The sequence below is a fragment of the Halomonas sp. hl-4 genome, from assembly GCF_900215475.1.
In the GTDB taxonomy this organism is placed as follows: Bacteria; Pseudomonadota; Gammaproteobacteria; order Pseudomonadales; family Halomonadaceae; genus Vreelandella.
This window is the reverse complement of sequence record NZ_LT907845.1, coordinates 2790803-2816489: the sequence shown is the minus strand read 5'-3', so window position 1 is coordinate 2816489 and position 25687 is coordinate 2790803. Positions and strand designations below refer to the sequence as shown.

22 protein-coding genes are annotated in these 25687 nt (G+C 57.4%); 4 read left to right on the top strand and 18 right to left on the bottom strand.

Annotation, left to right across the window (positions count from 1 at the left end; translation table 11 throughout):
* Positions 1-2: 2 nt before the first annotated feature.
* The gene (fabB, locus tag CPH17_RS13325) at positions 3-1220 is read left to right on the top strand and encodes a beta-ketoacyl-ACP synthase I (RefSeq protein WP_074397904.1); all 1218 of its coding nucleotides are present in this window, start codon (positions 3-5) and stop codon (positions 1218-1220) included.
* A gap of 97 nt (positions 1221-1317) precedes the next feature.
* Here the strand turns inward: fabB and CPH17_RS13320 are convergent, their stop codons facing one another.
* The 4 genes from CPH17_RS13320 to CPH17_RS13305 all read right to left on the bottom strand — a co-directional run bounded on the left by CPH17_RS13320 (position 1318) and on the right by CPH17_RS13305 (position 5010).
* Positions 1318-2046, bottom strand: coding sequence for a lysophospholipid acyltransferase family protein (locus tag CPH17_RS13320; protein WP_096299838.1), 729 nt, complete (start codon positions 2044-2046; stop codon positions 1318-1320).
* On the bottom strand, positions 2043-2933 hold the full coding sequence (locus tag CPH17_RS13315; RefSeq protein ID WP_074397908.1) for a sugar nucleotide-binding protein: 891 nt from the start codon (positions 2931-2933) through the stop codon (positions 2043-2045). The genes CPH17_RS13320 and CPH17_RS13315 overlap by 4 nt, the downstream gene beginning before the upstream one ends.
* A gap of 44 nt (positions 2934-2977) precedes the next feature.
* A complete protein-coding gene (gene ssb, locus CPH17_RS13310; protein ID WP_074397910.1) occupies positions 2978-3559 on the bottom strand; it encodes a single-stranded DNA-binding protein in 582 nt (193 codons plus the stop codon).
* A gap of 71 nt (positions 3560-3630) precedes the next feature.
* Positions 3631-5010, bottom strand: coding sequence for an MFS transporter (locus CPH17_RS13305; RefSeq protein WP_074398586.1), 1380 nt, complete (start codon positions 5008-5010; stop codon positions 3631-3633).
* A gap of 193 nt (positions 5011-5203) precedes the next feature.
* Here CPH17_RS13305 and uvrA point away from each other — a divergent pair, with 193 nt between their 5' ends.
* Positions 5204-8047 (top strand): excinuclease ABC subunit UvrA, encoded by a 2844-nt coding sequence (uvrA, locus tag CPH17_RS13300; RefSeq protein ID WP_074397911.1) that lies wholly within the window; start codon positions 5204-5206, stop codon positions 8045-8047.
* Positions 8048-8219: 172 nt separating this feature from the next.
* Positions 8220-8963: a Crp/Fnr family transcriptional regulator gene (locus CPH17_RS13295; RefSeq protein ID WP_074397913.1), complete on the top strand. Its 744-nt coding sequence runs from the start codon at positions 8220-8222 to the stop codon at positions 8961-8963.
* A gap of 76 nt (positions 8964-9039) precedes the next feature.
* On the opposite strand, the gene CPH17_RS13290 is transcribed toward CPH17_RS13295, so the two are convergent.
* On the bottom strand, positions 9040-9822 hold the full coding sequence (locus tag CPH17_RS13290) for a ribonucleoside-diphosphate reductase (RefSeq protein ID WP_074397915.1): 783 nt from the start codon (positions 9820-9822) through the stop codon (positions 9040-9042).
* Between the two features lie 59 nt (positions 9823-9881).
* On the bottom strand, positions 9882-11993 hold the full coding sequence (locus CPH17_RS13285; RefSeq protein ID WP_074397917.1) for an adenosylcobalamin-dependent ribonucleoside-diphosphate reductase: 2112 nt from the start codon (positions 11991-11993) through the stop codon (positions 9882-9884).
* A gap of 207 nt (positions 11994-12200) precedes the next feature.
* Between CPH17_RS13285 and CPH17_RS13280 the strand changes: the two genes are divergently transcribed.
* Positions 12201-12764, top strand: a complete 564-nt coding sequence (locus CPH17_RS13280; RefSeq protein WP_096300952.1) for a hypothetical protein — start codon at positions 12201-12203, stop codon at positions 12762-12764.
* 17 nt (positions 12765-12781) lie between these two features.
* On the opposite strand, the gene CPH17_RS13275 is transcribed toward CPH17_RS13280, so the two are convergent.
* The 12 genes from CPH17_RS13275 to CPH17_RS13220 form a co-directional block, all read right to left on the bottom strand.
* The gene (locus CPH17_RS13275; RefSeq protein WP_074397918.1) at positions 12782-13462 is read right to left on the bottom strand and encodes an OmpA/MotB family protein; all 681 of its coding nucleotides are present in this window, start codon (positions 13460-13462) and stop codon (positions 12782-12784) included.
* A gap of 5 nt (positions 13463-13467) precedes the next feature.
* On the bottom strand, positions 13468-14286 hold the full coding sequence (locus CPH17_RS13270; RefSeq protein ID WP_074397920.1) for a motility protein A: 819 nt from the start codon (positions 14284-14286) through the stop codon (positions 13468-13470).
* An 88-nt stretch (positions 14287-14374) separates the two neighbouring features.
* A complete protein-coding gene (locus tag CPH17_RS13265; RefSeq protein WP_074397921.1) occupies positions 14375-15076 on the bottom strand; it encodes an RNA polymerase sigma factor FliA in 702 nt (233 codons plus the stop codon).
* 30 nt (positions 15077-15106) lie between these two features.
* Positions 15107-15514 carry a flagellar protein FlhE gene (locus CPH17_RS13260; protein WP_074397923.1) on the bottom strand — a complete coding sequence of 136 codons (408 nt, stop codon included), beginning with the start codon at positions 15512-15514 and terminating at the stop codon, positions 15107-15109.
* A gap of 65 nt (positions 15515-15579) precedes the next feature.
* A complete protein-coding gene (locus CPH17_RS13255) occupies positions 15580-16137 on the bottom strand; it encodes a hypothetical protein (protein WP_074397924.1) in 558 nt (185 codons plus the stop codon).
* Positions 16134-18302, bottom strand: coding sequence for a flagellar biosynthesis protein FlhF (gene flhF / locus CPH17_RS13250; protein WP_074397926.1), 2169 nt, complete (start codon positions 18300-18302; stop codon positions 16134-16136). The genes CPH17_RS13255 and flhF overlap by 4 nt, the downstream gene beginning before the upstream one ends.
* A 41-nt stretch (positions 18303-18343) precedes the next feature.
* Positions 18344-20425, bottom strand: coding sequence for a flagellar biosynthesis protein FlhA (flhA, locus tag CPH17_RS13245; RefSeq protein WP_074397927.1), 2082 nt, complete (start codon positions 20423-20425; stop codon positions 18344-18346).
* Positions 20422-21588: a flagellar biosynthesis protein FlhB gene (flhB, locus tag CPH17_RS13240; protein WP_074397929.1), complete on the bottom strand. Its 1167-nt coding sequence runs from the start codon at positions 21586-21588 to the stop codon at positions 20422-20424. The genes flhA and flhB overlap by 4 nt, the downstream gene beginning before the upstream one ends.
* Before the next feature lie 105 nt (positions 21589-21693).
* The gene (gene cheZ, locus CPH17_RS13235) at positions 21694-22389 is read right to left on the bottom strand and encodes a protein phosphatase CheZ (RefSeq protein WP_074397930.1); all 696 of its coding nucleotides are present in this window, start codon (positions 22387-22389) and stop codon (positions 21694-21696) included.
* Between the two features lie 42 nt (positions 22390-22431).
* Positions 22432-22821: a chemotaxis response regulator CheY gene (gene cheY / locus CPH17_RS13230; protein WP_074397932.1), complete on the bottom strand. Its 390-nt coding sequence runs from the start codon at positions 22819-22821 to the stop codon at positions 22432-22434.
* A 28-nt stretch (positions 22822-22849) separates the two neighbouring features.
* A complete protein-coding gene (locus CPH17_RS13225) occupies positions 22850-24547 on the bottom strand; it encodes a methyl-accepting chemotaxis protein (protein ID WP_096299836.1) in 1698 nt (565 codons plus the stop codon).
* Positions 24548-24586: 39 nt separating this feature from the next.
* A complete protein-coding gene (locus tag CPH17_RS13220) occupies positions 24587-25648 on the bottom strand; it encodes a protein-glutamate methylesterase/protein-glutamine glutaminase (RefSeq protein ID WP_074397936.1) in 1062 nt (353 codons plus the stop codon).
* Positions 25649-25687 lie beyond the last annotated feature (39 nt).

The window sequence follows — 25687 nt, the reverse complement described above, 5'->3', positions numbered from 1 at the left end:
CCATGCGTCGAGTGGTAGTCACCGGCCTTGGCATTGTGTCTTGCTTGGGCAACGACCAACGACAGGTCTTGGAAGCACTTAAAAGTGGCCGCAGCGGCATTCGCTTCAAAGAGGAATACGCTGAACGCGGCTTTCGCAGCCAAGTAGCAGGCAGCGTCAATATTGATCTTGAATCGCTCATCGACCGCAAGTTATTGCGCTTCATGGGTGACGCGGCTGCCTATGCTTATATTTCCATGGCCCAGGCCATTGAAGATGCAGGTCTGTCCGCGGACCAGGTATCCAACGAGCGAACCGGTCTGATCGCGGGCTCCGGCGGCGCGTCCAGTGCCAACCAGGTAGAAGCGGCCGATGTCATGCGCGAAAAAGGCTTGCGCCGGGTCGGCCCTTACCGCGTTACCCGCACCATGGGCAGCACCGTGTCGGCTTGCTTGGCGACGCCATTTAAAATCAAAGGCGTGAACTACTCCATTTCGTCAGCCTGCGCCACATCAGCTCACTGCATTGGCAGTGCGATGGAGCAGATTCAGCTTGGCAAGCAAGACGTGGTGTTTGCCGGCGGCGGCGAAGAAGAACACTGGACGCTTTCTTGCCTGTTTGACGCCATGGGTGCCTTATCAACTCACTACAACGATGCACCTGACAAAGCGTCACGCCCCTATGACCAAGCCCGCGATGGCTTTGTTATTGCAGGTGGCGGCGGCATGTTGGTGATGGAAGAGCTTGAGCATGCCAAGGCACGCGGTGCCAAGATTTACGGTGAGCTGGTGGGCTACGGCGCCACCTCCGACGGCCACGACATGGTCGCGCCTTCTGGCGAGGGGGCAACACGCTGTATGCGTCAAGCCATGGCCACCGTAGAGGGCGATATTGACTACATTAATACCCATGGCACCTCGACACCGGTAGGCGACGTCGCCGAGCTCAAAGCAGTTCGCGAGGTATTCGGCAACTCAACACCGGCCATGAGTTCGACCAAATCACTCACCGGCCACTCGCTGGGCGCCACGGGCGTGCAGGAGGCTGTTTACTCGCTACTCATGATGCAACACGGCTTTGTGGCTGCTTCAGCCAACGTAGAGCAACTTGATGAGCAGGCTGACGGCTTCGATATCGTCACCGAGCGCCGCGACGGCGTGACGATTGACCGCGTACTATCCAATAGCTTTGGCTTTGGTGGTACCAATGCCTGCTTGGTGTTCCAGCGCTATGCCGAGTAATAGATCGATCGAGTAACCACTCGATAGGCCCAAAAAAACGCCGCCCTACTCATTCATAGGGCGGCGTTTTTTATTGTGTTAACAACCCCGTAAGCCGTTACTGTGGCCTGGGCACATCCGAAATATCTACCAATTGGGCTTCTATCCAGGCCTCCACATCGGCCAGCACTTCGTCTGAGGTTCGTCCAGCGGTTTCGATCGGCTCGCCAATGCGTACGCGCAACACCCCGGGGCGTTTGACCCAGTGGCGACCCGGCCAACGCTCTCCTGCATTATGGGCCACGGGCAATACCGGCACACCCGCCCGGCAGGCGACAACGCTACCGCTTTTGTTGTAGCGCTTGCGCTCGCCAGGCTCGACCCGGGTACCTTCAGGGAAAATCAGTACTGAAAGGCCTGTGTTCAGCCGCGCGACGCCCTGACTCAGCACTTGCTTAATGGCTCGCGCTGGCTTGGAGCGGTCCAGGCTGATCGGATGTAGTAAACGTAACCCCCAGCCAAAGATGGGTAGACGCAGTAATTCACGTTTCAACACGGTACATACCGGTGGCTTCATCACCTGCAAAAAAACCGTTTCCCATTCACTCTGGTGGTTCGCCTGAATCACACAGGGCCCAGCAGGCAAGTGGTGCTTTCCTTGGATGTCATAACGCACACCGCAGGCGACGCGGAACCAAAACATCAGAAAATAATTATATAAATTCAGCAGGCGATAGCGCCCTGCCAGGGGCAAAAAGGGCGCAATCGGCAAGAACAGCGCGCCAATCACTAATAAGGCGGCAAAATAACCTACGTAAAAAATCACACTACGAACCACTTGCATCAAGACGACGCTCCTGTGTCGTCGACACCCTGATGGTCCCGGGTTAAACACCATGCATCGAGCATCCGCCCAACTTCCAAACGCCACGGCTTTTGATGCACACCAAAGACATCCAGTACCCGGCGGCAATTTAGCACCCGCCGTAGTTTGGCATCGTGGTGATGCTTTAGCGCTTGGACGTCGCCTAGCGTCACTTGCTCGCCACGCCCTTCCAGGTGGGTCGACAGCTGGGTTCTCACCATGGAGGTAAACGTAAAGGCGCTGACAGGCTCGGTGCCGGCTAGGTGATAGGCGCCCCACGCGTCCGCACCGCAGGACTGCTGCTGCAGCATGCCGATCAGGGCAAGCGCTACGGCATCCGCCGAGGTGGGGCAAAAAATAACGTCTTCTGCCGCCCGCACGCTGTCGCCCATTACCAGGCTGTCCAGCAACTCATTTAGCCACGCATGACTGCCCTCAAGCGCAAACAACGGCCCCAGGCGAACAATTAAATGACGGTCGTAATCTGCTCGAATGCGATTGCCGGTTTGCACCAAACGACGCAGACACTCATCCCTGGGTGCCGGCACGACATGCTCGTCAATGGGCACGTCGAAACCGTCTTCATACAGCTGATCAGATACGCACCAGACGAGCGCAACGCCTTCTGCCAGGCAAGCCTCCAGGCACACCTCCACGGCATCGGCATGCGCTTTAACGTCGGCCGGAGCCATGTTTAAAGGATGGGCCAAGGGCGGAACGATCACCGCATCCGGCGACACTGACCGCAGGCGCTCCGCGCTCACCTGCGTCGCTTGTTCAATTACCAGCTCAGTATCAGAGCGACGGCTTGCTTCACGCGCCAGCGCTAAACTTAAGCAGTGCCCCGCATCGAGTATCAAAAGCTTCAAGACGGCCGGTCTCCCTTACCTTCACTCGCGTCATTGACCGTCACTTAAAACGGAATCTCATCGTCGAAATCATCAAAATTACCAGGATCAGGCGCGCCATATTGATTGTTTTGTTGGCCTTGCGGCGGTGTTGGCTGGCTTTGCTGTGGCGCTCGCTGTGGCTGAGGCGCCCCTTGCCCGGCGTATTGATCTCCCTGGGGCGGTTGAGGTTGGCCACCCTGCTGAGGGGCACCTTGACTACCTTGCGCATAATTATTTTGCGCCGCGCCGCCGCCTTGGAAATCACCGCCACGGGAATCCAGCATTTGCATGTCGTTAGCGACGATTTCCGTGCTATAGCGGTCCTGGCCGTTTTGGTCTTGCCATTTGCGCGTTTGCAGGCGGCCCTCAATGTAAACCTTGGAGCCTTTTTTCAGATATTGCTGGGCAATCTCGGCAGTTTTATTAAACATCACCACCCGGTGCCACTCGGTACGCTCCTGGCGCTGACCGCTTTGACGGTCCGTCCAGGTATCGCTGGTTGCTAGGTTGAGATTAGCGACCGCAGTGCCGGAGGGGGTAAACCGTACCTCAGGATCCTGCCCGAGGTTGCCGATTAAAATGACCTTGTTAATGCCACGAGCCATAAGGCGCTCCTTTCAATTGATATCGATAAACGTCGACAGCGTCCCAGCGACGCGCCACTACCTCACCCCGTTTACGATTTGGGGGGCGTTACCAGCTTAGCAAGCGCCGCTTGATCAAGCTGCTGTCGATTGACCTTCAAATACGCTAGACGCTCTTCGGGCACGACCATGACATCTTCAACGCCTGCCACATCCGCCAAGTGCTCAAGCAACACATGCATAGTATCGGCCTCAGTGTCGTGCAATGCCACCACTTCACTGGTGAGCGGCGGCGGAGAGGGCATATTCAACATCGCGCCCCACCATAATAGTGCCAGCAGTGCACAGCCGAGAAATACCGCGTCCAGACCTCCGTAGTTGGCCAGCACACCGCCCAGGGTACCGCCTAAAAACGCCCCCAAGAATTGGCTGGTAGAGTAGACGCCCATGGCCGTGCCTTTTGCCCCGGCCGGTGCCAACTTGCTGAGCATCGACGGCAACGTTGCTTCTAACAGATTAAAGCCGGTAAAGAAAACAAACAGCCAGGGAAACAGCCAATAGCCTTGCGATACCGGCAGCCCCAAACCCGCCAGACTAACCGCAATCGCGCCAATCGCCAGCACACAAATACGCGTCATGCGCTGACGCTTCTCGGCCACGATCATCAACGGCAGCATGGCCACAAATGAAAGCGCCATGATGACCAAGTAGGCTAAGCCATGATGCGCGGCGCTGATGCCCGTCTCAAGCAAGCGAAAAGGCACGGCCACAAAAATGGCCATCAGCACAAAGTGCAGGGCAAAAATCGATACATCGAGACGCCATAGATCCGGGCGCCCCAGAACGCTTCTCAGCTGCTGGCGGTCCATGCCCACATCGCGGTGACGCACACGGCGCGGCGCGGGTGGCACCCAGCGCCACAGCACGACTAAACCCAGCAGCGTCAGCAACACCGTCAGCCAGAACACACCGGCTAGCCCAGCCCACGCCGCCAACCAAGGCCCGATCACCATGGCCAGGGCGAACGCCACGCCAATCGACAACCCGATGGTGGCCATCGCCGCGGTACGCACCTGCTCGCGGGTCTGATCCGCCAGCAGCGCCATAATTGCGGCGGCCACCGCGCCGCTACCCTGCAAGGCTCGGCCTGCAATCATTGCGCCGATGGAATCGGCGAGCGCCGCCACCACGCTGCCCAACGCAAACAGCACCAGGCCGAAGGCGATGACACGCTTGCGACCAATCCGGTCGGACCATAACCCAAAAGGAATTTGCAGGATCGCTTGGGTCAACCCGTAAACCCCGAGGGCCACGCCAATCAGCAGCGGCGTCGAGCCTGCCAGCGTGTCGGCATACAGCGCCAACACCGGCAGCACCATGAAAAGGCCGAGCATACGGGACGCATAGAGCCCCGCCAGGCCGCTGATGGCACGGCGCTCAGAGGCCAACAACAGTGCGGAAACCTTGCGCATAAAGCCCTTGGGGTAGTCCTTAGGATAATCACCGTCAGTGGTAAATGCCCGCAGGGGGCTAAGATAGCCGTTCATTCTAGCGTGTTGGGAGATCAGGCGAAACGTCCACACACCCTAGACTCGCGAAACCGCTTTGCCGGGAGGGGGCCGAGAAACGTATAATCACGCTTTTGCCGCGCGATTCGAGGTGTTGATGGACAGCATTCTGGTCAGGGGTGCACGCACCCACAACCTCAAGCAGATCGATGTGGAACTGCCCCGCGATAAGCTGATTGTGATTACCGGGCTTTCGGGGTCAGGTAAATCATCGTTGGCGTTTGACACCCTGTATGCCGAAGGACAGCGCCGCTATGTGGAGTCGCTCTCTACCTATGCACGCCAGTTCCTGTCGATGATGGAGAAGCCCGATGTGGATCACATTGAGGGGCTGTCACCGGCGATTTCCATTGAGCAGAAATCCACCTCGCATAACCCGCGCTCGACGGTCGGCACGATTACCGAAATTTACGATTACCTACGCCTGCTGTTTGCCCGTGCGGGCACGCCGCGCTGCCCCGAACACGGCGAAGACCTCGAAGCCCAAACCATCTCGCAGATGGTTGATCAGGTGATGAACCTGACCGAAGGCACCAAACTGATGCTGTTGGCCCCGGTGGTCAAAGGCCGCAAAGGCGAGCACCTACAGTTATTGGCGGAACTGCGTTCTCAAGGGTTCGTGCGCGCTTTGATCGACGGTCAGGTGCTTGAGCTGGACGATATCGCCCCGCTGGACAAGCGCAAAAAGCACGACATTAGCGTGGTAGTTGACCGTTTCAAGGTCCGCGACGACCTCGCCCAGCGGCTGGCCGAGTCATTCGAAACGGCGCTCAACCTAACTGACGGCACCGCCATGATCCACTTCATGGACGGCGAACAGGAGGACTTGGCTTTTTCGTCACGCTTTGCCTGTCCGGTGTGCGGTTACTCGCTGGCTGAGCTTGAGCCTCGTATGTTCTCGTTCAATAACCCGGCGGGAGCCTGCCCCACCTGCGATGGTCTGGGCGTACAGCAGTACTTCGACCCTGCCAAGCTGATCAGCCATCCGGAGCTATCGCTTGCCGAAGGCGTTATTAAAGGCTGGGACCGGCGCAATATTTACTATTTCACCCAGCTTCAGGCGCTTGCCAAACACTATCGTTTTGAGCTGGAAACGCCCTGGAATGAGCTTGCCCGTCACGAGCAGGAGATTATTCTCAACGGCAGCGGCGACGAGACCATCCCATTTGTCTACGTCGGTGACCGCGGTCGTAAGGTGACCCGTGAGCATGCCTTTGAAGGCGTGCTGCCCAATATGCAACGCCGCTATCGGGAAACCGAATCCAACATGGTCCGCGACGACCTGGCCAAATACATTGCCGTGCAGTCCTGCGCCACCTGCAGTGGCTCGCGGTTGCGCAAAGAATCGCGCCACGTTTACGTCGACGACCGTAACATTGCCGATATGGTGCAGTTGCCGATTGGCGACGCATGGCACTACTTTGCCGACCTTAGCCTACCAGGCCGCAAAGGCGAGATTGCCGATAAGATCGTCAATGAAATCCACGCTCGCCTGGAGTTTCTGGTCAACGTCGGGCTGGACTACCTCAACCTGGAGCGCAGCGCCGACACCCTATCGGGCGGCGAGGCCCAGCGTATCCGCCTGGCCAGCCAGATCGGCGCGGGTTTGGTCGGCGTGATGTACATCCTCGACGAACCGTCAATTGGCCTGCACCAGCGCGACAACGACCGCTTGCTGAAAACCCTTGAGCGGCTGCGCGACCTGGGCAATACCGTGATTGTGGTTGAACACGACGAAGAAGCCATCCGCGCGGCCGACCACGTGCTGGATATCGGCCCTGGTGCAGGCGTTCATGGCGGCGAGATTGTCGCCCAGGGCACGCCCCAGGACGTCATGGATAATCCCAACTCACTGACCGGCCAATACCTTTCCGGCACCCGGGAAATTGCCGTGCCGCCCTACCGCATTCCCGGCAACCCGGAAAAACAGTTGGTGGTGCGCGGCGCGACTGGCAATAACCTGCAGGATGTGACGCTTTCTCTTCCGCTGGGGCTGTTTATCGCTATTACCGGCGTCTCCGGGTCGGGTAAATCGACATTGATCAACGGCACTTTGATGCCCATCGCCGCGCGTGAACTGAACCGCGCCACCACACTCACCCCCGCGCCCTACCAAACCATCGAAGGGCTCGATCAGTTGGATAAAGTGATCGATATCGACCAAAGCCCGATTGGCCGTACGCCGCGCTCCAACCCGGCGACCTACACGGGTATTTTCACGCCCATCCGCGAGCTATTTGCCGGCACCCAGGAAGCCCGCTCACGGGGCTACAAGCCTGGCCGCTTCAGCTTTAACGTCAAGGGCGGGCGCTGCGAAGCCTGCCAGGGCGAGGGCATGATCAAGGTCGAGATGCACTTCCTGCCGGATATCTATGTGCCCTGCGATGTGTGTAAGGGTAAGCGCTACAACCGCGAAACCTTGGATATCCATTACAAGGGCAAAACCATCGACGAAGTGTTGGCCATGACGGTGGAAGACGCGCTGGAATTCTTCAGTCCGGTACCCGCTATTGCCCGCCGCCTGCAGACGCTGCTCGATGTGGGGCTGTCCTACATTCGCCTTGGGCAAAGTGCCACCACACTATCCGGTGGCGAAGCCCAGCGGGTCAAGCTGGCCCGCGAACTGGCCAAGCGCGATACCGGTAAAACACTGTATATCCTGGATGAACCAACCACCGGCCTGCACTTTGAGGACATCCGCCAGTTGCTAACGGTGCTGCACCGCCTGCGCGATCACGGCAACACTATCGTTGTGATTGAGCACAACCTGGATGTGATCAAAACCGCCGATTGGATTGTCGATCTCGGCCCAGAAGGTGGTTCCGGGGGTGGTCGAATCATCGCCGAAGGCACACCCGAGCAGATTGCCAAGCAGAAAGTCTCGCATACCGGGCGCTTTTTGGCCCCGCTGCTGGCGCGACACCAGCGCGCGTCCGCTTAACGCTGCTATCGCCGCAGACAGGCGTTTGTTGGCAATAACAGGAGCGCTGATGCGCTCCCCTGTGGCGAGGCTAAGACCACATACGCGACGCATTCTTCATCTGCTTCGTTTATAGTAGTGGTCGACTGAATAATCGATTTTAAGCGCCAATAATTTTTAGAGGTCATCAGCCGTGGGCCAAGAAAAAAGCTGCATTATTAAGCATTTCAGCCACTACTGCTCGCTTACTGAAGAAGAAAAACAGCTCCTTACTTCACTGGAGGAGAGCCCCACTGATATTAAAGCAGGCACACTACTCTGGGAGATGGGCGACGCGGCAAATGAGTTCTGCACGCTGAAAAGCGGCTGGGCCTATTCGTATCGTCACCTGGAAAATGGTGATCGACAGATTTTGGAAGTGTTTTTGCCGGGGGACATCATTGGCCTACGCGAGTTTGCCTTTGCCCAGCGCCTTGAGAACGTGCGCATGATCAACGATGGGGTTATCTGCCACTTTCCCCACCGCCGCATGCTGGAGCTATTCCGCCAGTCGCTACCACTCACCTCGGTGATGTTCGCCATTGGCAGCCGTCAACAAGCCCTATTGACCGAACGACTAGTCAACATTGCCCGGCGCAGCGCACGCCAAAAAATGGCTCACTTCCTTCATGAAATGTATTTACGGTTGCGCCAAACCAACGACGATATCAGCGGCCACTTTCGTTTACCGCTTTCCCAGGAGCAACTGGCTGATATTTTGGGCTTAAGCCCGGTGCATGTCAGTCGGACATTCAGCGCTCTCAGCGAGGACGGCTTGGTGTTCCGTGACCGCCACAACGTCACCATCCCCGACCTGGATGCACTCTCAGTAGAAGGCGAGTTTGACGATGCCTACCTGACCGATAACGTCCGCCCTCTGTTTGACGCTACGGCGTAGTCGCCACGCATAACAACGCCGCGAGCTTATTTAACTCGCGGCGTTTTAGTTGTCACTTGGCGATCATCTCAGCGGCTCAGCCGCACTTCGACCAGCCACACCCGGCGTAGCAGGTGGGGCAGCCATCCATCATGATCAACTCGCCACGGCACTCCGGGCAGTGGCCCACGGTGGCCGGTCCGCTGCCTTTGGTGTTGGTCGAAGCGTTACCTTTGCCGATAGGTTCTACGGCGCTGCTTGCGGCCTCTTCAGGGGCCTCATCGACAGGCGGCTGCCAAGCGTGCCCGTGCTGCATGCGGTGGGCGTAACGTTCCACTAAATTTTCCACCGGCACCTGGTTGCCGTCCTGGTCCAAAAAGCCACGGCGATACAGAATTTGCTGAATCGACCAGGCAATCGCGGCCACTTCAGAATCATGGAACATGGGTTTGTTCCAGCGGTTCATGCCGCAACGCACCAAGCCCTTATCCCAGGCCACCTTGCGCAAGTCCGCCACTGCCTGGGTGACATAGCCACCGCGCGCCGCCAGCGACAGGCTTCGCATGGTGGCCGTGATCCACTGGTGCTCGCTTGAGAGCTGGCCGGAAGGGAAGAAAAACTCTACCGGGCGCTCAATGACCACGCGTTTGCCGCCGACCACGCCTTCCACCGGCATGAAAGACACCAGCAAATAGACTTTTTTGCGGCCTTCCGCGCCCACGTAGGAAATCTTTTCTGAGACGGCTTCCAGCGTGCCTTCCGGACGCGATGGAATACGCACCGTCAGCGGGTCTTCTTCAGGCAGTTCGCGGACAGGCACCGCCTGCTCTTGCTGTTTGATGCGGTACCCGACGATTTTTGAGGTAATTTCAACAGTCATAACGGTCTCCAATTAGCAAAGGTGTGCGGGCGTTGTGCGTGATGAGGCTTGGTCCTGCATCACCATTTGCCGTAGGTGCCTTCTTTTAAGCCATCAAACAGGTTGGCGGCGTTATGCTCCTCGCCGTCGTATACCACTTTCTCATCGCCGGTCAACTCGAGGGTTTCGCCGTTCTCAAGCTCAAACACATAGGTGGTATTTTTCAGGTCATCCTCGCGCACCAGTACGCCCTGGAAGGCTTCTGGATTAAAGCGGAAGGTGGTGCAGCCTTTCAGACGGCTTTCATAAGCTTGCAGATACAAGTCCTGGAAGTTTTCAAACGGAAATTCGGTGGGCACATTGACCGTTTTGGAGATCGCCGAATCAATCCATTGCTGTGCCGCCGCCTGTACCGCGACGTGCTGTTCAGGGCTCACCGCGTCGGCGGTGATGAAGTAATCGGGCAGGTCACTGTCAACTGCATCGGCGGCAATAAAGTGACGATAAGCCGCTAACTCGAAAGAAACTACCTCGACCTGCTCTTTGGTTTTCTTGCCCGACTGGATAATATTGCGGAAATAGCGGTGCGAGAACGACGGCTCGATGCCGTTAGACGCGTTATTGCCCATCGACAGCGAAATCGTACCGGTCGGCGCGATCGAGCTATGGTGGGTAAAGCGTGCGCCGTGCTCGGCAAGCTGGGCTACCAGTTCGGGCTCCAGCTCGGCCACTTTGGCCATGTACTGGCTATAGCGGGCGTGGAGAATACGCCCCGGCACCTTGTCGCCCACTTCGTAGCCGTCTTTGGCAAGCTGCGGCCGCTCGCGCATCATCTTCGGCGTGATAACGTGCTCTTCAGCAAGCACCGGGGCCATACCTTTCTCTTGGGAAAGTTCCAGCGCTTGCTTCCAGCCCTCAAGCGCCAAATGGCGGCTGACTTCTTCGGTAAACGCCAGCGATGCTTGCGAACCGTAGGGGATCTTGAGCATGGTTAGCGTCGAGCCCAGGCCCAAAAATCCCATGCCATGGCGGCGTTTGGCCTCAATTTCACGCTGCTGCTGGGGCAGCGGCAAACCAGCAATTTCGACCACGTTGTCGAGCATGCGGGTGAAAATGGCCACCACCTGGCGGTAGCGGTCCCAGTCAAACCGGGGCTTGTCACTGAACGGCTCAATGACGAACTTGGTCAGATTGACCGAGCCCAGCAAACACGCGCCTTCCGGCGGCAGCGGCTGCTCCCCGCAAGGGTTGGTGGCACGGATATCTTCGCAGAACCAGTTGTTGTTCATGCGGTTTACTTGGTCGATCAGGATGAACCCTGGCTCGGCGTAGTCGTAGGTCGAGGACATGATGGTGTCCCACAGCTCCCGCGCCTTGATCACTTCGACAATTCGGCAGGCCACGCGGCCTTCATCGTCAACCGTGTAGCCTTCCTCGACCACTGGCCAGTCACGGTAGATGATGTCCTCGGCGCTGACGTCGTCTTTTTCACCGGGGTGCAGCGGGAAGGCGAGCGGCCAGTCGGCGTTGCGCTTCACGGCCTCCATGAACTCATCGGTGATCAACAGACTGAGGTTGAACTGACGCAGGCGCCCGGCCTCGCGCTTGGCCTGGATAAATTCACGCACGTCGGGGTGGCCGACATCGAAGGTGCCCATCTGCGCACCGCGACGGCCGCCGGCGGAGGCCACGGTGAAACACATCTTGTCGTAGATATCCATAAACGCCAGCGGGCCGTTGGTGCCCGCGCCAGCGCCAAACACAAACGCCCCTTTGTGCCGCAGCGTCGAGAAGTCGTAGCCGATGCCCGCGCCAGACTTGAGCGTCATGCCCGCGTCCACTACGGAATCCAGAATATCGCGCATTGAATCGCGAATGGTGCGCGACACCGTGCAGTTAATCAGGCTCACCGCTGGCTTATAGGCTTCAGCGCCGGCATTTGAGAGGATTCGCCCGGCGGGAATCGCGCCGTGTTCCAACGCCCAGCGAAATTTGGGCAGCCACTCATCGGCTTTATCGCCTTCCACCTCCGCCAGGGCTTTCGCCACCCGCTCGAAGGTTGCGCCCAGGTCCTGATCCACCGGCTGACTATGACGATCTTTGAGACGATATTTAGCGTCCCAAATTTCTCGCGACGGCTCCTGCAGTGGGACATCGTTCGAAGTGTTCATAGCCTGGGTAGCAGTACTCATGTCGCAAAACTCCTTCACGGCGGTGGAAATGGCGCGTTAATCAGCACGATTATACGGGGCAATCAAATGAAGTATAGCCTTGACTTTGCACTACATCGGCCGTTTTTTCACACTTTTTCTACCATATATAGAAAAATCAGCGCGTTAGTCTTTTGCCCTTGGCCATCAGACGATAGGCTAAGGGTTTTCCAGATGATGGGCCTGTTCATGCCGTTAATGTCCCGCTTTTATTCAGCACTTGCTTACCCCGCGCTTGGCGCGGCGTTGGTCTTATCGCTGCCATCGGCTTATGCCGTATCGTTTAACGTCGAAGACGATCAAGCCCACGGTCACTGGCAGTCAATGTCATTGACCCTCGGTGAAGAGCGGCATTTTCGTGCGGTGGAGACCCATAGCTACTCGGATGCCACCTTGAGCGTCAACGCCACCCAAGGCGTATGCGATTTGCCGTGGCTGGAAATGCGCGTTGAGCTGGACGCCGCCCAAGGAGAAAGCCGGGCGGTCGATCTGGTACCCGCGCGATTACGCGTCGATGAGCGCGAACGACTCAACAGCGTTGCCGAATTTATTACCGAGCGCGCCGATAACGGCTTTTATGCCCACTTTTATTTAAACGATATCGACGCTTTAATCGCCGACATGAGCGACGGTGAGCGGATATTCCTGGGCTTTGATCAAGGCGATGAAGAGCCTTGGTATATGACGTTTAGCCTGGAGGGCGCAGGGAAAGCGCTGGCGCGCATGCAGGCCCTGTGTCAGCAGGCTTCGTAAGGGTTGTAAGAGGTTATTTACTCGCGCGCTGACGGTTGCCTAAGCACAAGTTCAACCCGTCGATTAGCGGCTCGTCCCTGCGACGTGGCGTTGTTTTCTATCGGCTGGGTATCGGCATAGCCAACGGCGCGCATGCGATCAACATTGAGCCCTTGGCTTTCTAAATGGCGAACCACCGCGATGGAACGAGCTGATGAGAGCTCCCAATTGGATGGGAAGCGCGAGGTCGCAATGGGCACATTGTCGGTATGTCCTTCGACGGATACCTGCCCTTCAAAGGCATTCAATACATCCACTAGGCTGGCAATGAGATCGCGGCCCTGACCGGTAAGCTGCGCCCGCCCGCTATCGAATAACAGCCTATCGTTGATGCGCAGCGTCACGCCTTCCTGGCCTTGGGATACGTCCACCCCGGGGATACGAATGCCGTCGAAGCGAGGTTGCACGCCACTATGCCGCGGCTGGATACCGGCGGCCAAGGTGGCCAGGGGCAGGTCTTCGATAGCGCCGGGAGACACCTCGGCGACACTGCCGGCGGCACCCTCGTCGTTACCGCCGGGCGGGGCCAAAGAAAGCAGCAATACGAACAGGGTAAGCAATAACGTCAGCACGTCCAGGTAGCTGGTTAGCCAACCATCATCCTCTCCACCCGTTAGCAGCGGCGCCTCTAAGGTCTGTCGCGTATCCCTGTCTAACATGGCCGCTACCCTTTGGCAGCAGCACTTGTGCGGGTGCGCGGCTTCTTAACGTCAGGTTCACGGATTTCGTCATGGTAATTAGCGATGAACGAATTGAGCGTTTCTTCGATAAAGGAAGGCAACCGGCGCTTGGTAATCAGTGAAATCCCTTCCAATACCATATTCATGGTAATCAGCCGTTCTTCGGTGCGCCGCTCCAACTTTACCGCGACAGGCTTGAACACCAGATTGGCCAGCAAAATACCATAGAAGGTCGTCAGCAATGCCACCGCCATACGCGGGCCAATGACGTCAAGATTGCCGGAATCCATGACTTCCAGCATATTGACCAGGCCTACCAGCGTGCCAATCATGCCAAACGCCGGTGCATAAGTGGCCATGGTTCGGAAAATTTGCGCTTCCGCATGCTCGCGCGCTTTTAGCCGCGCAATACGCCAGCGCAGCATATCGAAGATTTCGTCTTCTTTGGTGTTGGCGATAACCAGTTGGATACCGGTACGTAAAAACGGGTTGCGGGTATGTTCAAGCTCTCTCTCAACGGCGCGAACATCGCCCTTAAACCATAGCCGCGACATGGAAACCAGTTCGTTGATATCGTCACGCACATAGGTATTTTCGCGGCGAAAGACAAGCCCGACCAAACGCACCACACGGAGCACTTCTTTAAGTGGATAGCTGATAAAGGTGGCGGCAAGCGTACCGGTGACCACGATAGCGAGCCCCGGTAAATTGAAGAAGCTTTCCGGCGATTCAGCAGTAAAAAACAAGACGCTTACCAACAGCAGGATGCTGGCACATATACCGATCAGCGTCGATGGATTCATGTCGTGCTCCTTAAAGCATTAAATACGGGACGCGTTAGCGCGGGGTGTTGAAACAGCAGCGCGTTCCCCGCCGTTTTTGCCGTCACGACTACGCCGAATCGTTTAACTTTGCGCGCAGGCGACTCACCGCTTGGCTATGCAGTTGGGAAACGCGTGATTCAGTAACGCCCAACACAGCACCTACTTCTTTTAAATTCAATTCTTCTTGGTAATACAGCGCCATAAGCAGCTTTTCACGCTCGGGCAATGCCTCAATGGCGGCCACTAGCGTTTCCCGCTGTTGGCCATCTAGCAAATGATCGAACGGCGAACTACTCGCCTCACGGCTATACGGCTCACTGCCATCGGCCACCAACTCTTCGAAGGGCAGCAACTGCCCACTATTAGTGTCATGCAGCAGTTGCTGATAATCGCCGAGCGGCATATCCAACGAGGCCGCAATTTCTGCTTCTTCAGGGGCGCGCCCCAGCGATTGCTCCAATCGCCTGACAGCCTCATCCACGGCCCGGGCAGAGCGCCGGACGCTGCGGGGCAACCAATCGCGGGTGCGCAACTCGTCCACCATGGCGCCGCGAATGCGCTGACTAGCAAACGTCGCAAAGGTAGCGCCCTGAGTGGCATCGAAGCGTCCTAGGGCCTCTAATAGACCCATCATGCCCGCCTGGATTAAGTCGTCCAGCTCAATGCTGGCTGGCAACCTGACTTGAAGCGTCAAGGCCTGACGTCTTACCAGTGGCATGTACTCCGTCATCAGCTCACTTTGTTCGATCCTGCCTTGTGCTGTATACATCCTCTTGCCTCGCGGCTAAACCACCTTGACTCACTGATAATTTATAATCATCTGCAACCCTTTAATGCTGACGGGCCGCTGCCCTGGCCGTAGCGCAAACTGAAAATGCAGCGGCGTTGTCGCACCTAGCCCTGATAAAGCACGGGTCTCCCCACGCATCCCTGATAAAGGAACACAACGCTCAGGATGACATAGCCAGGACTGAAGCGCTGCCCCGGGGGGATGCTGGTATTGCCATTGGACGCGCTCAATGACCGCCGTCGGTGCGGCGACACCCGCTGGGGGACGCGCCGTATCACTGCGGCTGGCGCGGTCGCTCATGGCCACCGTAAGCCCCGGCACTTGCGTGACCCAACTGCTGGACGCCGCCTGAGCTAACGAGCCAGTCCCCACTGCTAGTACCAAAATGCTAATTACATAACGCCAATAGCCTAGCATGCTTGGTTCCTTTTCATGAGCGAATTAGCCCCGTTTATTAGGCGCTTTACAGGCGTTCGCCGCGCTCAGCGGGCCAACAATAGCAGCTCGATGCCTAAATAGTTCTTGGCCGCCTGCTGTAGGTTTTCCAACAGACCTTGCCTGGGCAAATTAGGCTCGTGCAACGCCAGTAGACGCTGCGGGCCGTTATGCTGGCTTAGCTGTTTCAATACATGGTACATGCGCCCAAACGCATCGGCATCGCTGTGTATCCATAGTGCCCAGCGACGATGATCCTGGCTAAGTCGTGCCAGTTCGGGCGCATCCGGCATCACAATACGAATATCCCAGTCGGCTGGGTCCTTGGCCCAGGCGCGTCCCAATGCAGCCCACTGGCCTAGCCGCGCGCTAACCTTACGTACTTGAACCGGCCCAGCGTTGGGCAACCCAATCACCATTAACGGCGTTTTCGGTACAGGTGGCCCGACGGGCGGCATCATGGCCGCTGCGCTGGGTACAACAGGCGACCGGTAGGCCATCGGCCGGGGCGATTCCGTTGCCTCAGGGGGCGCTTCATCGCCCCGCTGCTGACGCTGCAGGTCGGCCCACTTGCGTAGCCCGGCGGCTTGGTCATGAGCGCTCATACCAAGCCCTCACGGTGAACGCCACCCAGCTGGCGGATCGCATCACGGGCCATAAAGGCATACACCAGAGCATCGAGCAGCGCTGTATCGCGCCGCCGCCGACGGCTGCCCAACAAGTTCAACACGTCACTATGCAATGCACTGGCGGCCTCATCGTCAGCGCAGTCGAGATGCCCCGCCACGGCGGCGATACCACTGGCCATCAGCAATCGCACCTCTGGGCTTACCTCACCACTGTCGGCATCTTTTAACTGTTGCCAGGCACGACGGGTCATTGCTGAAAGCCCTTCGCTTTGCAGTTGGGTCACCAACAGGCTCAGCACCTCATTGCCCAACCGCGCAGGTGTAAGCCAATAACGCCGCGTGACTACCTTAGCACTTTCCGGATCGCGCACTTCGCCGTACCACGCCAGCAACTCCCGTCCGTCTTGATCGCTGACTTCGGCATAGGCCGTCCACAGGGCCATCGGCTGGCCACGGAAACGCACGTTAACGCGGTGGTTGAGCGTGCTTTCCACAAACAATTGGCGTAGCGCATAGCGTTCGCCGTGCAAGTGTACCCTGAGGGCTGGCGGGGCCAAGCTGACCCAGGTCAAGTATTGGCGCTCCAGCCAGGACAATGCCTCGCTGTCGGGTAAGGCAGGTAATAAATGGACCGCGACACCATCGCGCTCACTAAAGTTTGCCATGCGCGGCTGCCAACCGGCTGGCTGACGGTGCTGTAGCCAGGGCAGCGCCATCCAGGCGCCATCTGCATCGAGCCCTATATCGGGCATTGCCCAATCACAGCCACGTTCATTGCGGCGTGGCGACCACGTCATGCCCAGCATGCGCTGGGGCGGCGGGTACCCCTCCAGAAGCTCGTCCAGTCGCTGATCCTGCAACACGCTGGGCAAGTTGGCGATGTCCCAGACGCCTTCCAGCCGGTCAAAGCCCGCCAGCCGCTCGCGCAACTGGGCAAACAGTGACGACAGACGGCGGCCCTGGCCCAGCACATCCCGCGACCAGCGCGGCATGCTAATCGGCGAGGTAGTCATGGGAGCGCTGCCTACCTGCGCGGCGGCTGTGTTCAACGCCTGGTCGACTAGTGCAGCAGGATCAGCCACCGCCATATCTTCGGGTACCTGCTGGCCATAGGAGCCAAACAGCACACGCATGCCATGGCGCATGACAATATCCAGGATGGGCGCCAACCGCCCCGCTTCATCCTGCTTGGTGATGATGCAATCATCCAGCTCAGCACCCGCCGCTCGGGCGGCTTGACGATAGCGCAGCACCACCTCTTCGAGGGTTTCCGGCTGACTGGCGGCATTAAGCAGTAGCACCAACCTGACGTTGGAACGACCGCCCTGCAGGTGGGCGATCTGTTCGATCACCCGCTGGTCGCGCTGGCTCATTCCCACGGTATCGATAATCACCCACTGCTTTCCCTGCAGGCGACCCAACAGGTCGTCGATGGGTTGTTCCGCATCCAGCGCGTACATGGGGATATCAAGCAAGCGCGCGTAGATGCGCAGTTGCTCATGGGCGCCGATACGGAAGCTGTCGGTGGTTACCAAGGCGACCGGGCGAGTACCGTGGCGCATCACAAATCGGGCCGCCAGCTTGGCGGTGGTGGTCGTCTTACCCACCCCGGTGGGACCCACCAGCGCCACAATGCCTGTTTGATCAAAGAATTCAGGCTCATCCTGGAGAACGGTTAGGCGCGCCATGAGTCGCTCGCGAAGCCATGCCAACCCCTGCTCGCTATCGGCGGTTGGCGTCGCCAAGCTGGTAGGCAAATCTACCAAAAGGTCGTCAGCTAACTCGGTACTAAATCCTACGCCACAAAGTAGCTGGCGCCAGCGCTCGGCCCCGCTGGCGGTTGAGGCGGGCGACGCGCGGTGGTCGGTTTGCTGGGAGGCGAGCAGCGAGCGCATATCCTGCATCTCGCGTAGTAAGCGCTCGCTCATCGCTTCGAGCGGGTCCTTGGGCGTGGCTGTCGGCTCGCTAGGCGGTGGCGGTGAGGGTTCGAAATGATCAACGGCTTCATCCGCCATGGCGAGAATTTCGACGCCGCCTTCAGTGCGGCGGTTAGCGACAATCAGCGCGTCGTCACCCAGTGCTTCTCGCACTTGGCGCATTACATCGCGACTATTAGCGCCCACGAAACGTCTAACACTCATGTATTACCCCTGAGCCGTGAGGAAAAATAGCAGCGCGGGCATTAGCGCCCCCCTACCACAGTGGTCACCCGCAGGGTGCGATCGTCAGGTATTTCAGCTTGTGATAGGACCGCCATATGGCGCAAGCGACGGCGCAAAAACCGCGATAGCACCGCGCGCAGGGAATGCTGAACCACCAGTACCGGCGGCTCGCCGCTGCTTTCGTGGCGCTCCAACGCCTGCTGGGCCTGGGTCATCAACGTTTCGGCAAGCCCTGGCTCCATGGCCCCGTTGCCGTTCATGGCCTGCACCAGCACTTGCTCTAGCTGTGCATCCAAGCCCATCACGTTCAAGGTATCCTGACCGGCAAACCATTGCTGGGTGATCGAGCGGCCCAGGGCCACCCGGACCAGCGCCGTTAGTTCATTAGCATCCTGCTGCTGGCCTGCGAACTCCGCCAGCGTATCGAGGATGGTCCGCATATCGCGAATTGAGACGTCTTCGTCCAACAGGTTCTGCAGGATACGCTGCAGCACGGTCAGCGAAATCGCTTTGGGCACTACTTCTTCGACCAGCGCTTTCTGTTCACCGCCCAGCTTATCCAGCAGTTTTTGTACTTCCTGACGCCCCAACATCTCTGGCGAATGACGGTGCAATAAGTGGTTAAGATGCGTAGCAATCACCGTGCTGGCGTCGACAACCGTATAGCCGTACACCTGAGCATGCTCCCGCTGGCCGGTATCAATCCATACCGCAGGCAAACCAAAGGCCGGGTCGTGAGTCGGCGTACCTTGCAACTCGCCTGATACTTGGCCTGGGTTAATGGCCAGCCACTTGCCTGGATAGGCATCGGCACGACCAATTTCGGCGCCTTTCATCGATAGCACGTAAGCGTTAGGTGACAGCTCGAGGTTATCGCGAATATGTACAACCGGCGGCAAAAAGCCGACTTCCTGAGCAAATTTCTTACGTACGCTTTTAATCCGAGCCAACAGCTCGCCTTTCTGGCGTGAATCGACCAGCGGAATCAGGCGATGCCCCACTTCCAGCCCAAGCGTATCGACCAGTTGAACATCTTCCCAACTGGCCTCTGGCGATTCCTGAGTAGGTGGCGGCGCGGCGGAAATTTCCTCCTTCACCAGTGCCTGCTCTTGTCGACGCATGATGAACCAAGCCAGCCCAGCAAGCATCAGGGTAAACAGCAAGAAGACCATATTGGGCATGCCCGGCACGATACCTAACAGGCCCATGACCAGCGCCGCCAGGATCATTACCTGGGGGTTGACGAACAGCTGACTGATCATCTGCTGGCCGACATCCTGGTCAGTATTTACCCGTGATACCGTCACACCGGCGGCAGTAGAAATCACCAACGCCGGTATTTGCGCGACCAAGCCATCGCCAATCGCCAGCAGCATATAGGTGCGGCCAGCGTCGGCGAAGCTCATATCGTGTTGCAGCATGCCAATCATCAGGCCGCCAATGATGTTGACCACCATGATCACCAGACCCGCCACGGCGTCGCCGCGCACGAACTTGCTGGCGCCATCCATTGACCCGTAAAAATCGGCTTCCTGGGCGATTTCAGCACGCCGCTTTTTGGCGTCTTCCTCGCCGATCAGCCCAGCATTTAAGTCGGCATCAATCGCCATCTGCTTGCCGGGCATGGCATCCAGTGTGAAGCGCGCGCCGACCTCAGCAATCCGGCCGGCACCTTTGGTGATGACCATAAAGTTGATGATCACCAGAATCAAAAAGACCACCAGGCCCACCGCAAAATTACCGCCTACCAGAAACGCCCCGAACGCCTCGATGACTTTACCTGCGGATGCACCGCCTTGGTGCCCTTCCATCAACACCACGCGGGTGGACGCTACGTTCAGCGAGAGCCGTAACAGCGTGGTAAACAGCAGCACGGCGGGAAAGGCAGCAAAGTCGAGGGGCTTTTGCGCAAACATGCTGACCATCAGCACCATAATGGCCAGGGCAATATTGAAGGTAAACAGCAAATCCAGCGCAAACGGTGGCAGGGGCACGATCATCATGCCCAAAATCATTAAGATCAGCAGCGGTCCCGCGAGCAACTGTACCTTCATGTCGCTCATCCAGTTTCGCTGGCTGATCAGTTGGCTAAAGCCTTTCATGTTTGTGCCTCATTGCCACCGGTACCACGCCCGGGGGTTTCCATTTCCGGGGGCACCGGCAGGTTATCGGGGGTAGGGGGCACCTCGCCTCCTTGTTGCGCTATAGTTTTCAAACGATATGCCCAGGCCATGACCTCAGCCACGGCGGTGTATAGATTCGCCGGAATTTCGGCGTCAAGGTCGACGTGATGATACAGCGCCCGTGCCAATGGTGCTGCTTCTAATCGTGGCACTCCGGCCTCATTGGCAATTTCACGGATGCGCGCAGCCACCGCATCGGTACCTTTGGCCACTAACCTTGGCGCGCCCATCTGACCCTCTTGATACGACAGCGCAACAGCATAGTGGGTCGGGTTGGTGATGATAACATCGGCTTCGGGCACTTTACTCATCATCCGACCCCGCGCCATCGCCTGCTGCTGCTGACGAATACGTCCCTTAACCTGCGGGTCGCCTTCTGAGTCCTTGTGCTCGCGCTTAACCTCTTCCTGGCTCATACGCAGCTTTTTGGCATTGCTCCAAAGCTGGAAAGGCACGTCGATTAAAATCACCACAATCAGGGCCAAGACCATTAACCCCGCTGCTTGGGCCGACATGGTCAACGCGCTGGCCAACGCCTGCTGAATAGGCTGGTCCATGAGCGACATGAACTTGCCCATATTCAGATATAAAAACGCTGCCCCAACCCCGCCGACGAGAAGTGATTTGGCAATCGCTTTGGACAGTTCAATAAGTGCCTGCATGGCAAACATACGCTTCAGCCCAGCGATCGGATTTAACTTTGAAAATTTGGGCTGCAGCGATTTTCCTGAAATCAGAAAACCGCCTAGCAACGTCGGCGACACCAAAGCAATTATCGTCAGCAGTAAAAACAACGGCATCATTGCAAACAGCGTACGTTGACCAAGGTCTAGCGCATTAGTCAGCATTGGCATACTTTCCATGGCTTGACGACGCTCAAACAAAAACGCCTGCTCCATCACCATGCCAAGCTGGTTGTAAAGCATCCGCCCCATAGTCCATAGACCGATCACCCCGCCCAGTAGTACGAGAAAAGTAGTCAACTCCCGCGACCGGGCCACCTGACCTTCTTCGCGCGCCTTTTCCTTTCGTCTGGGCGTGGCCTCTTCGGTCTTTTCCTGGTCGCTGTCGTTTTCTGCCATAAGGTCATCCGGCCAGGTAATTTATCGCGGCTAAACACGAAAAGCCGCCCCTAAGGACGGCTGAGCGAAACTTCGTATAGCCCGAGCAAACGTTCACACAGTGCGTTAGAAGCCCAATTCGTCCAAGAGATCGTCGACCTGATCTTGCCCGGTCACGATATCAGGTGCATTGTCCTTCACTTGAGGCCCATTCAAAAGGTCTTCGTTACGCCGTGCATTCTCGTTTTTCCACTGATCTTCGGCCTTGCGTTGCATCGTTTCTCGTGCCTGGGCACCCGGAACGTTGTCAATTAGCACCTGAACCAGCTGATGTTCGATCTCGCGGATGACGTCCATCATCTTTTTGATGACCTGGCCGGTTAGGTCTTGGAAATCTTGTGCCATCATGATTTCCATCAACTCTTTGTTGGTCGCTGCCGTTATACCCGGCACGCTCCCCAAGTAGCCACGGGTCTCTTTGACGAGTGCCTTGGCATCATCCAATTCTTGGGGCGCTTCGAACCACTCTGCCCAGCGCTTATCCAGCGATTCTGCTTGATCACTGAGTTGGTCTTGCAGCGGTTGCGCACGATCAATCGCATTCAGCGAGCGGTCAGCCGCTTGCTCGGTCATGGTAGCCACATAGTGCAGACGGTCTCGCGCGTCTGGAATGGCTTCTGCTGCTTTCTCGATTTCCTTATCCAGCCCCAGCTCGCGCATATTTTCCCTCAACATGCGGGTCAGCTTGCCGACGCGATGAATAAGGTCTTCGGCGGCCTCATCGGACAGCTGGGTCGAACTGGACGGCTCATTTTGGCTCATGGTGTTCTCTCCTCGTAATCCCGGCCCGCAGGCCTTGCCGCGTTACTTACCCATTTTCTCAAAAATTTTATTGAGTTTTTCTTCCAGGGTAGCGGCGGTAAACGGCTTCACAACGTACCCGTTAGCCCCCGCCTGGGCCGCCGCGATGATGTTTTCTTTCTTGGCTTCCGCCGTCACCATTAGTACCGGTAACTCTTTGAGAGCGTCATCTTGACGGATTTCCTTGAGCATCTCCAGGCCGTCCAGGTTGGGCATGTTCCAATCGGAGACCACAAACTCGAAGTTGCCAGCGCGTAGCTTATTGAGCGCGTCTTGCCCGTCTTCTGCTTCGTCAACATTGGTAAAACCAAGTTCTTTCAACAAGCTGCGCACAATCCGGCGCATCGTGGGGAAGTCATCCACCACCAAAAAGCTCATGTTCTTATCTGCCATGGGTCATCCTCTCATCAGTCGGGGCTGGTTAAAACTCTTCCCAATCGTCGTGTTCGCTAGGCGAAGACACCGTACGAGTGGGCGTAGTAGATGATGTTTTTGTGGCCGTTGCGGCCACTGCTTTAGGGGCTGAGTTAGGCGCACTGGTCTGCTGATGGGCCACTTGCAACCCTACCAGCTTAAATACTGCAACCGCTTCTTCAAGCCGGTTGGCCTGCTCTTCCAACGAAGACGCCGCGGCAGTGGCCTGCTGCACCAACGAGGCATTCTGCTGGGTAACCTGATCCATCTGGCCGACCGCTTGGCTGACTTGCTCAATGCCGTCGCTCTGTTCCTGAGAGGCCGCAGAAATTTCATCCATAATATCGGTGACACGGCGCACAGCGGTGACAACGTCCGACATCGTTGTCCCGGCCTGCTCGACCAGTGAAGAGCCTTGTTGAATCTGGGTGACCGAGTCATCAATCAAGCTTTTAATTTCTTTGGCAGCATCGGCACTGCGGCTCGCCAAGTTGCGTACTTCCCCGGCCACAACCGCAAAACCACGGCCTTGCTCACCCGCACGAGCCGCTTCAACAGACGCATTAAGTGCCAAGATATTGGTTTGGAAAGCGATCGAGTCGATCACGGTAGTAATATCCGACACTTTTTGCGAACTGCTGGAAATGCCGTGCATCGTTTCCACTACCTGCTGCACCACGTCTCCGCCGCGCTCTGCCGTGGATGACGCATCCACGGCGAGCGTGCTGGCTTGGCGCGCGTTATCGGCATTTTGTTTCACCGTCGCGGTCATTTCCTCCATGCTTGAGGCAGTCTCTTCAATTGAGGCGGCCTGCTGCTCGGTGCGCGATGACAGGTCGGCGTTACCGCTAGCGATTTCCCGCGTGCCGTGGTGAATCTCACGGCTGCCTTCGCGTACTCGCGTCACGATATCATTGAGGCTGTTCTGCATGCGCTTCATGGCGGTGTACAGCTGACCCACTTCGTTTTTACCGCCGGTCGGAATCGGCGTGGTGAGATCCGCGTCGGCAATGGTGTTGAGCTGAATGACCGCTTGGTTAAGTGGCCTAATGACGATTTTGCGCAGGCCTAAATAAATCAATACCGCTAAAAATAGAATGACCGCGAGCACTACCCATTCGAGCATAGTGTAAAAATTATTAGTGTCATCAAGCTCTTGCTGCGCTTGGACGCCACGCTGACCAGCGTACTGAACGAACTCCGTGAGGGCGGCATCTTGCTCTTTACCAGGGGCGACCATTTCCTCGCGAATTCTGTTGAATCCCGTGGTATCCATTTGGTCAAGCGCTTCTACCTGCTGATGGGTTAGCGCAAAAACAGCTTCAAAGGATGCTTCAACCTCTTGCCCTAACGCTTCACCACCGTCGCTACGCGGTACCGACGCAAAGCGATTAAAGCGGTCTTCTGCACGACCTAGCTGGTCTTGGGCAGATTCAAAACGCGCCGTCGCTTGACGGCTACGCCCCAGCATAAATTCATTGGAGGCGATTTCCAGGTCGACCAGCGCGCCACTCCAAAGCGCATCGGCACGGTTAATTTCGTTAAGCTGCTGCACATTAATCTGGTCAATCGTCTCTACCATGCGCTGAGTCGCCTTGTCGGAAAGCGCGAAGATCAGCATGTTGGCCCCAACGGCCAGTAGAAACACAATTAACACTGCAATCACGGCAACATTAATACTCAGGTTGCGAAACATTCGATTCATACCATTCCCTTACAGCCCAAAGCTGACACGTTGTTGTCGTTATACGCGCTGTGCTCGTCCCGACGAGTCAATCAGCGACATTAACCGCGCAGGGATTTCGCCCAACGCAGTGACATCGGCGGCTCCCCCCATAGCAATCGCCTCGCGTGGCATACCAAAGACCACGCAACTTTCTTCATTTTGGGCGATGGTTGCGGCCCCAGCCTGACGCATCTCAAGCAGCCCGGCTGCACCGTCTTTACCCATCCCGGTGAGAATCACGCCAATGGCGTTTTTACCGGCTTGTTCGGCGGCGGAGTGAAATAGCACGTCCACCGAGGGGCGATGGCGATTGACCGGAGGCCCATCGTCTAACCGGGCGACATAGTTGGCCCCACTACGCGCCAGTTTAAGGTGCTGATCTCCCGGCGCAATGTAGGCATGGCCAGGCAGCACCCGTTCGCCATCGGCAGCTTCTTTGACGGTGATGCGGCACAGCCGGTCAAGCCGCTCGGCAAACGAACGGGTGAAACCTCCTGGCATATGCTGAGTAATCAAAATGGCCGGTGCATTAGCCGGCAGCGGCTCAAGCACGGCACGGATCGCCTCGGTGCCACCGGTCGAGGCGCCAATAATAATCAGCTTTTCACTCGAGACCATGGGGGCTTTTAGCTGGACGGGGGGCGGCGTATTTTTATGCCGCGCCTGGCGTGGCCGCGAACGCGCAGCAGCCCGAAGCTTTTCAGCAATCTCATTGGCGTAGTCCATCATCCCGCTGCGGATGCCCAGGCTGGGCTTGGCGACAAAATCCAACGCCCCAAGCTCCAGGGCCCGCAGGGTAATTTCTGAGCCACTTTGGGTCAGCGAGGAGACCATCAGTACCGGCATTGGGCGCAGGCGCATTAAACGCTCGAGGAAATCCAGCCCGTCCATGCGCGGCATTTCCACATCAAGCGTCAGTACATCCGGGTTATGCTGTTTTATCAGGTCACGTGCGGCGATTGGATCGGGCGCTACCGCGACCACTTCCATATCGGGCTGAGAGTTAATAATTTCCGTCAATAAATCGCGGATTAGCGCTGAATCGTCTACACATAACACTTTTATTTTGGCTGCACTCAAAGCACGCCTCCTTATCCGTCAAGCCGTCTGCCGCGCCAA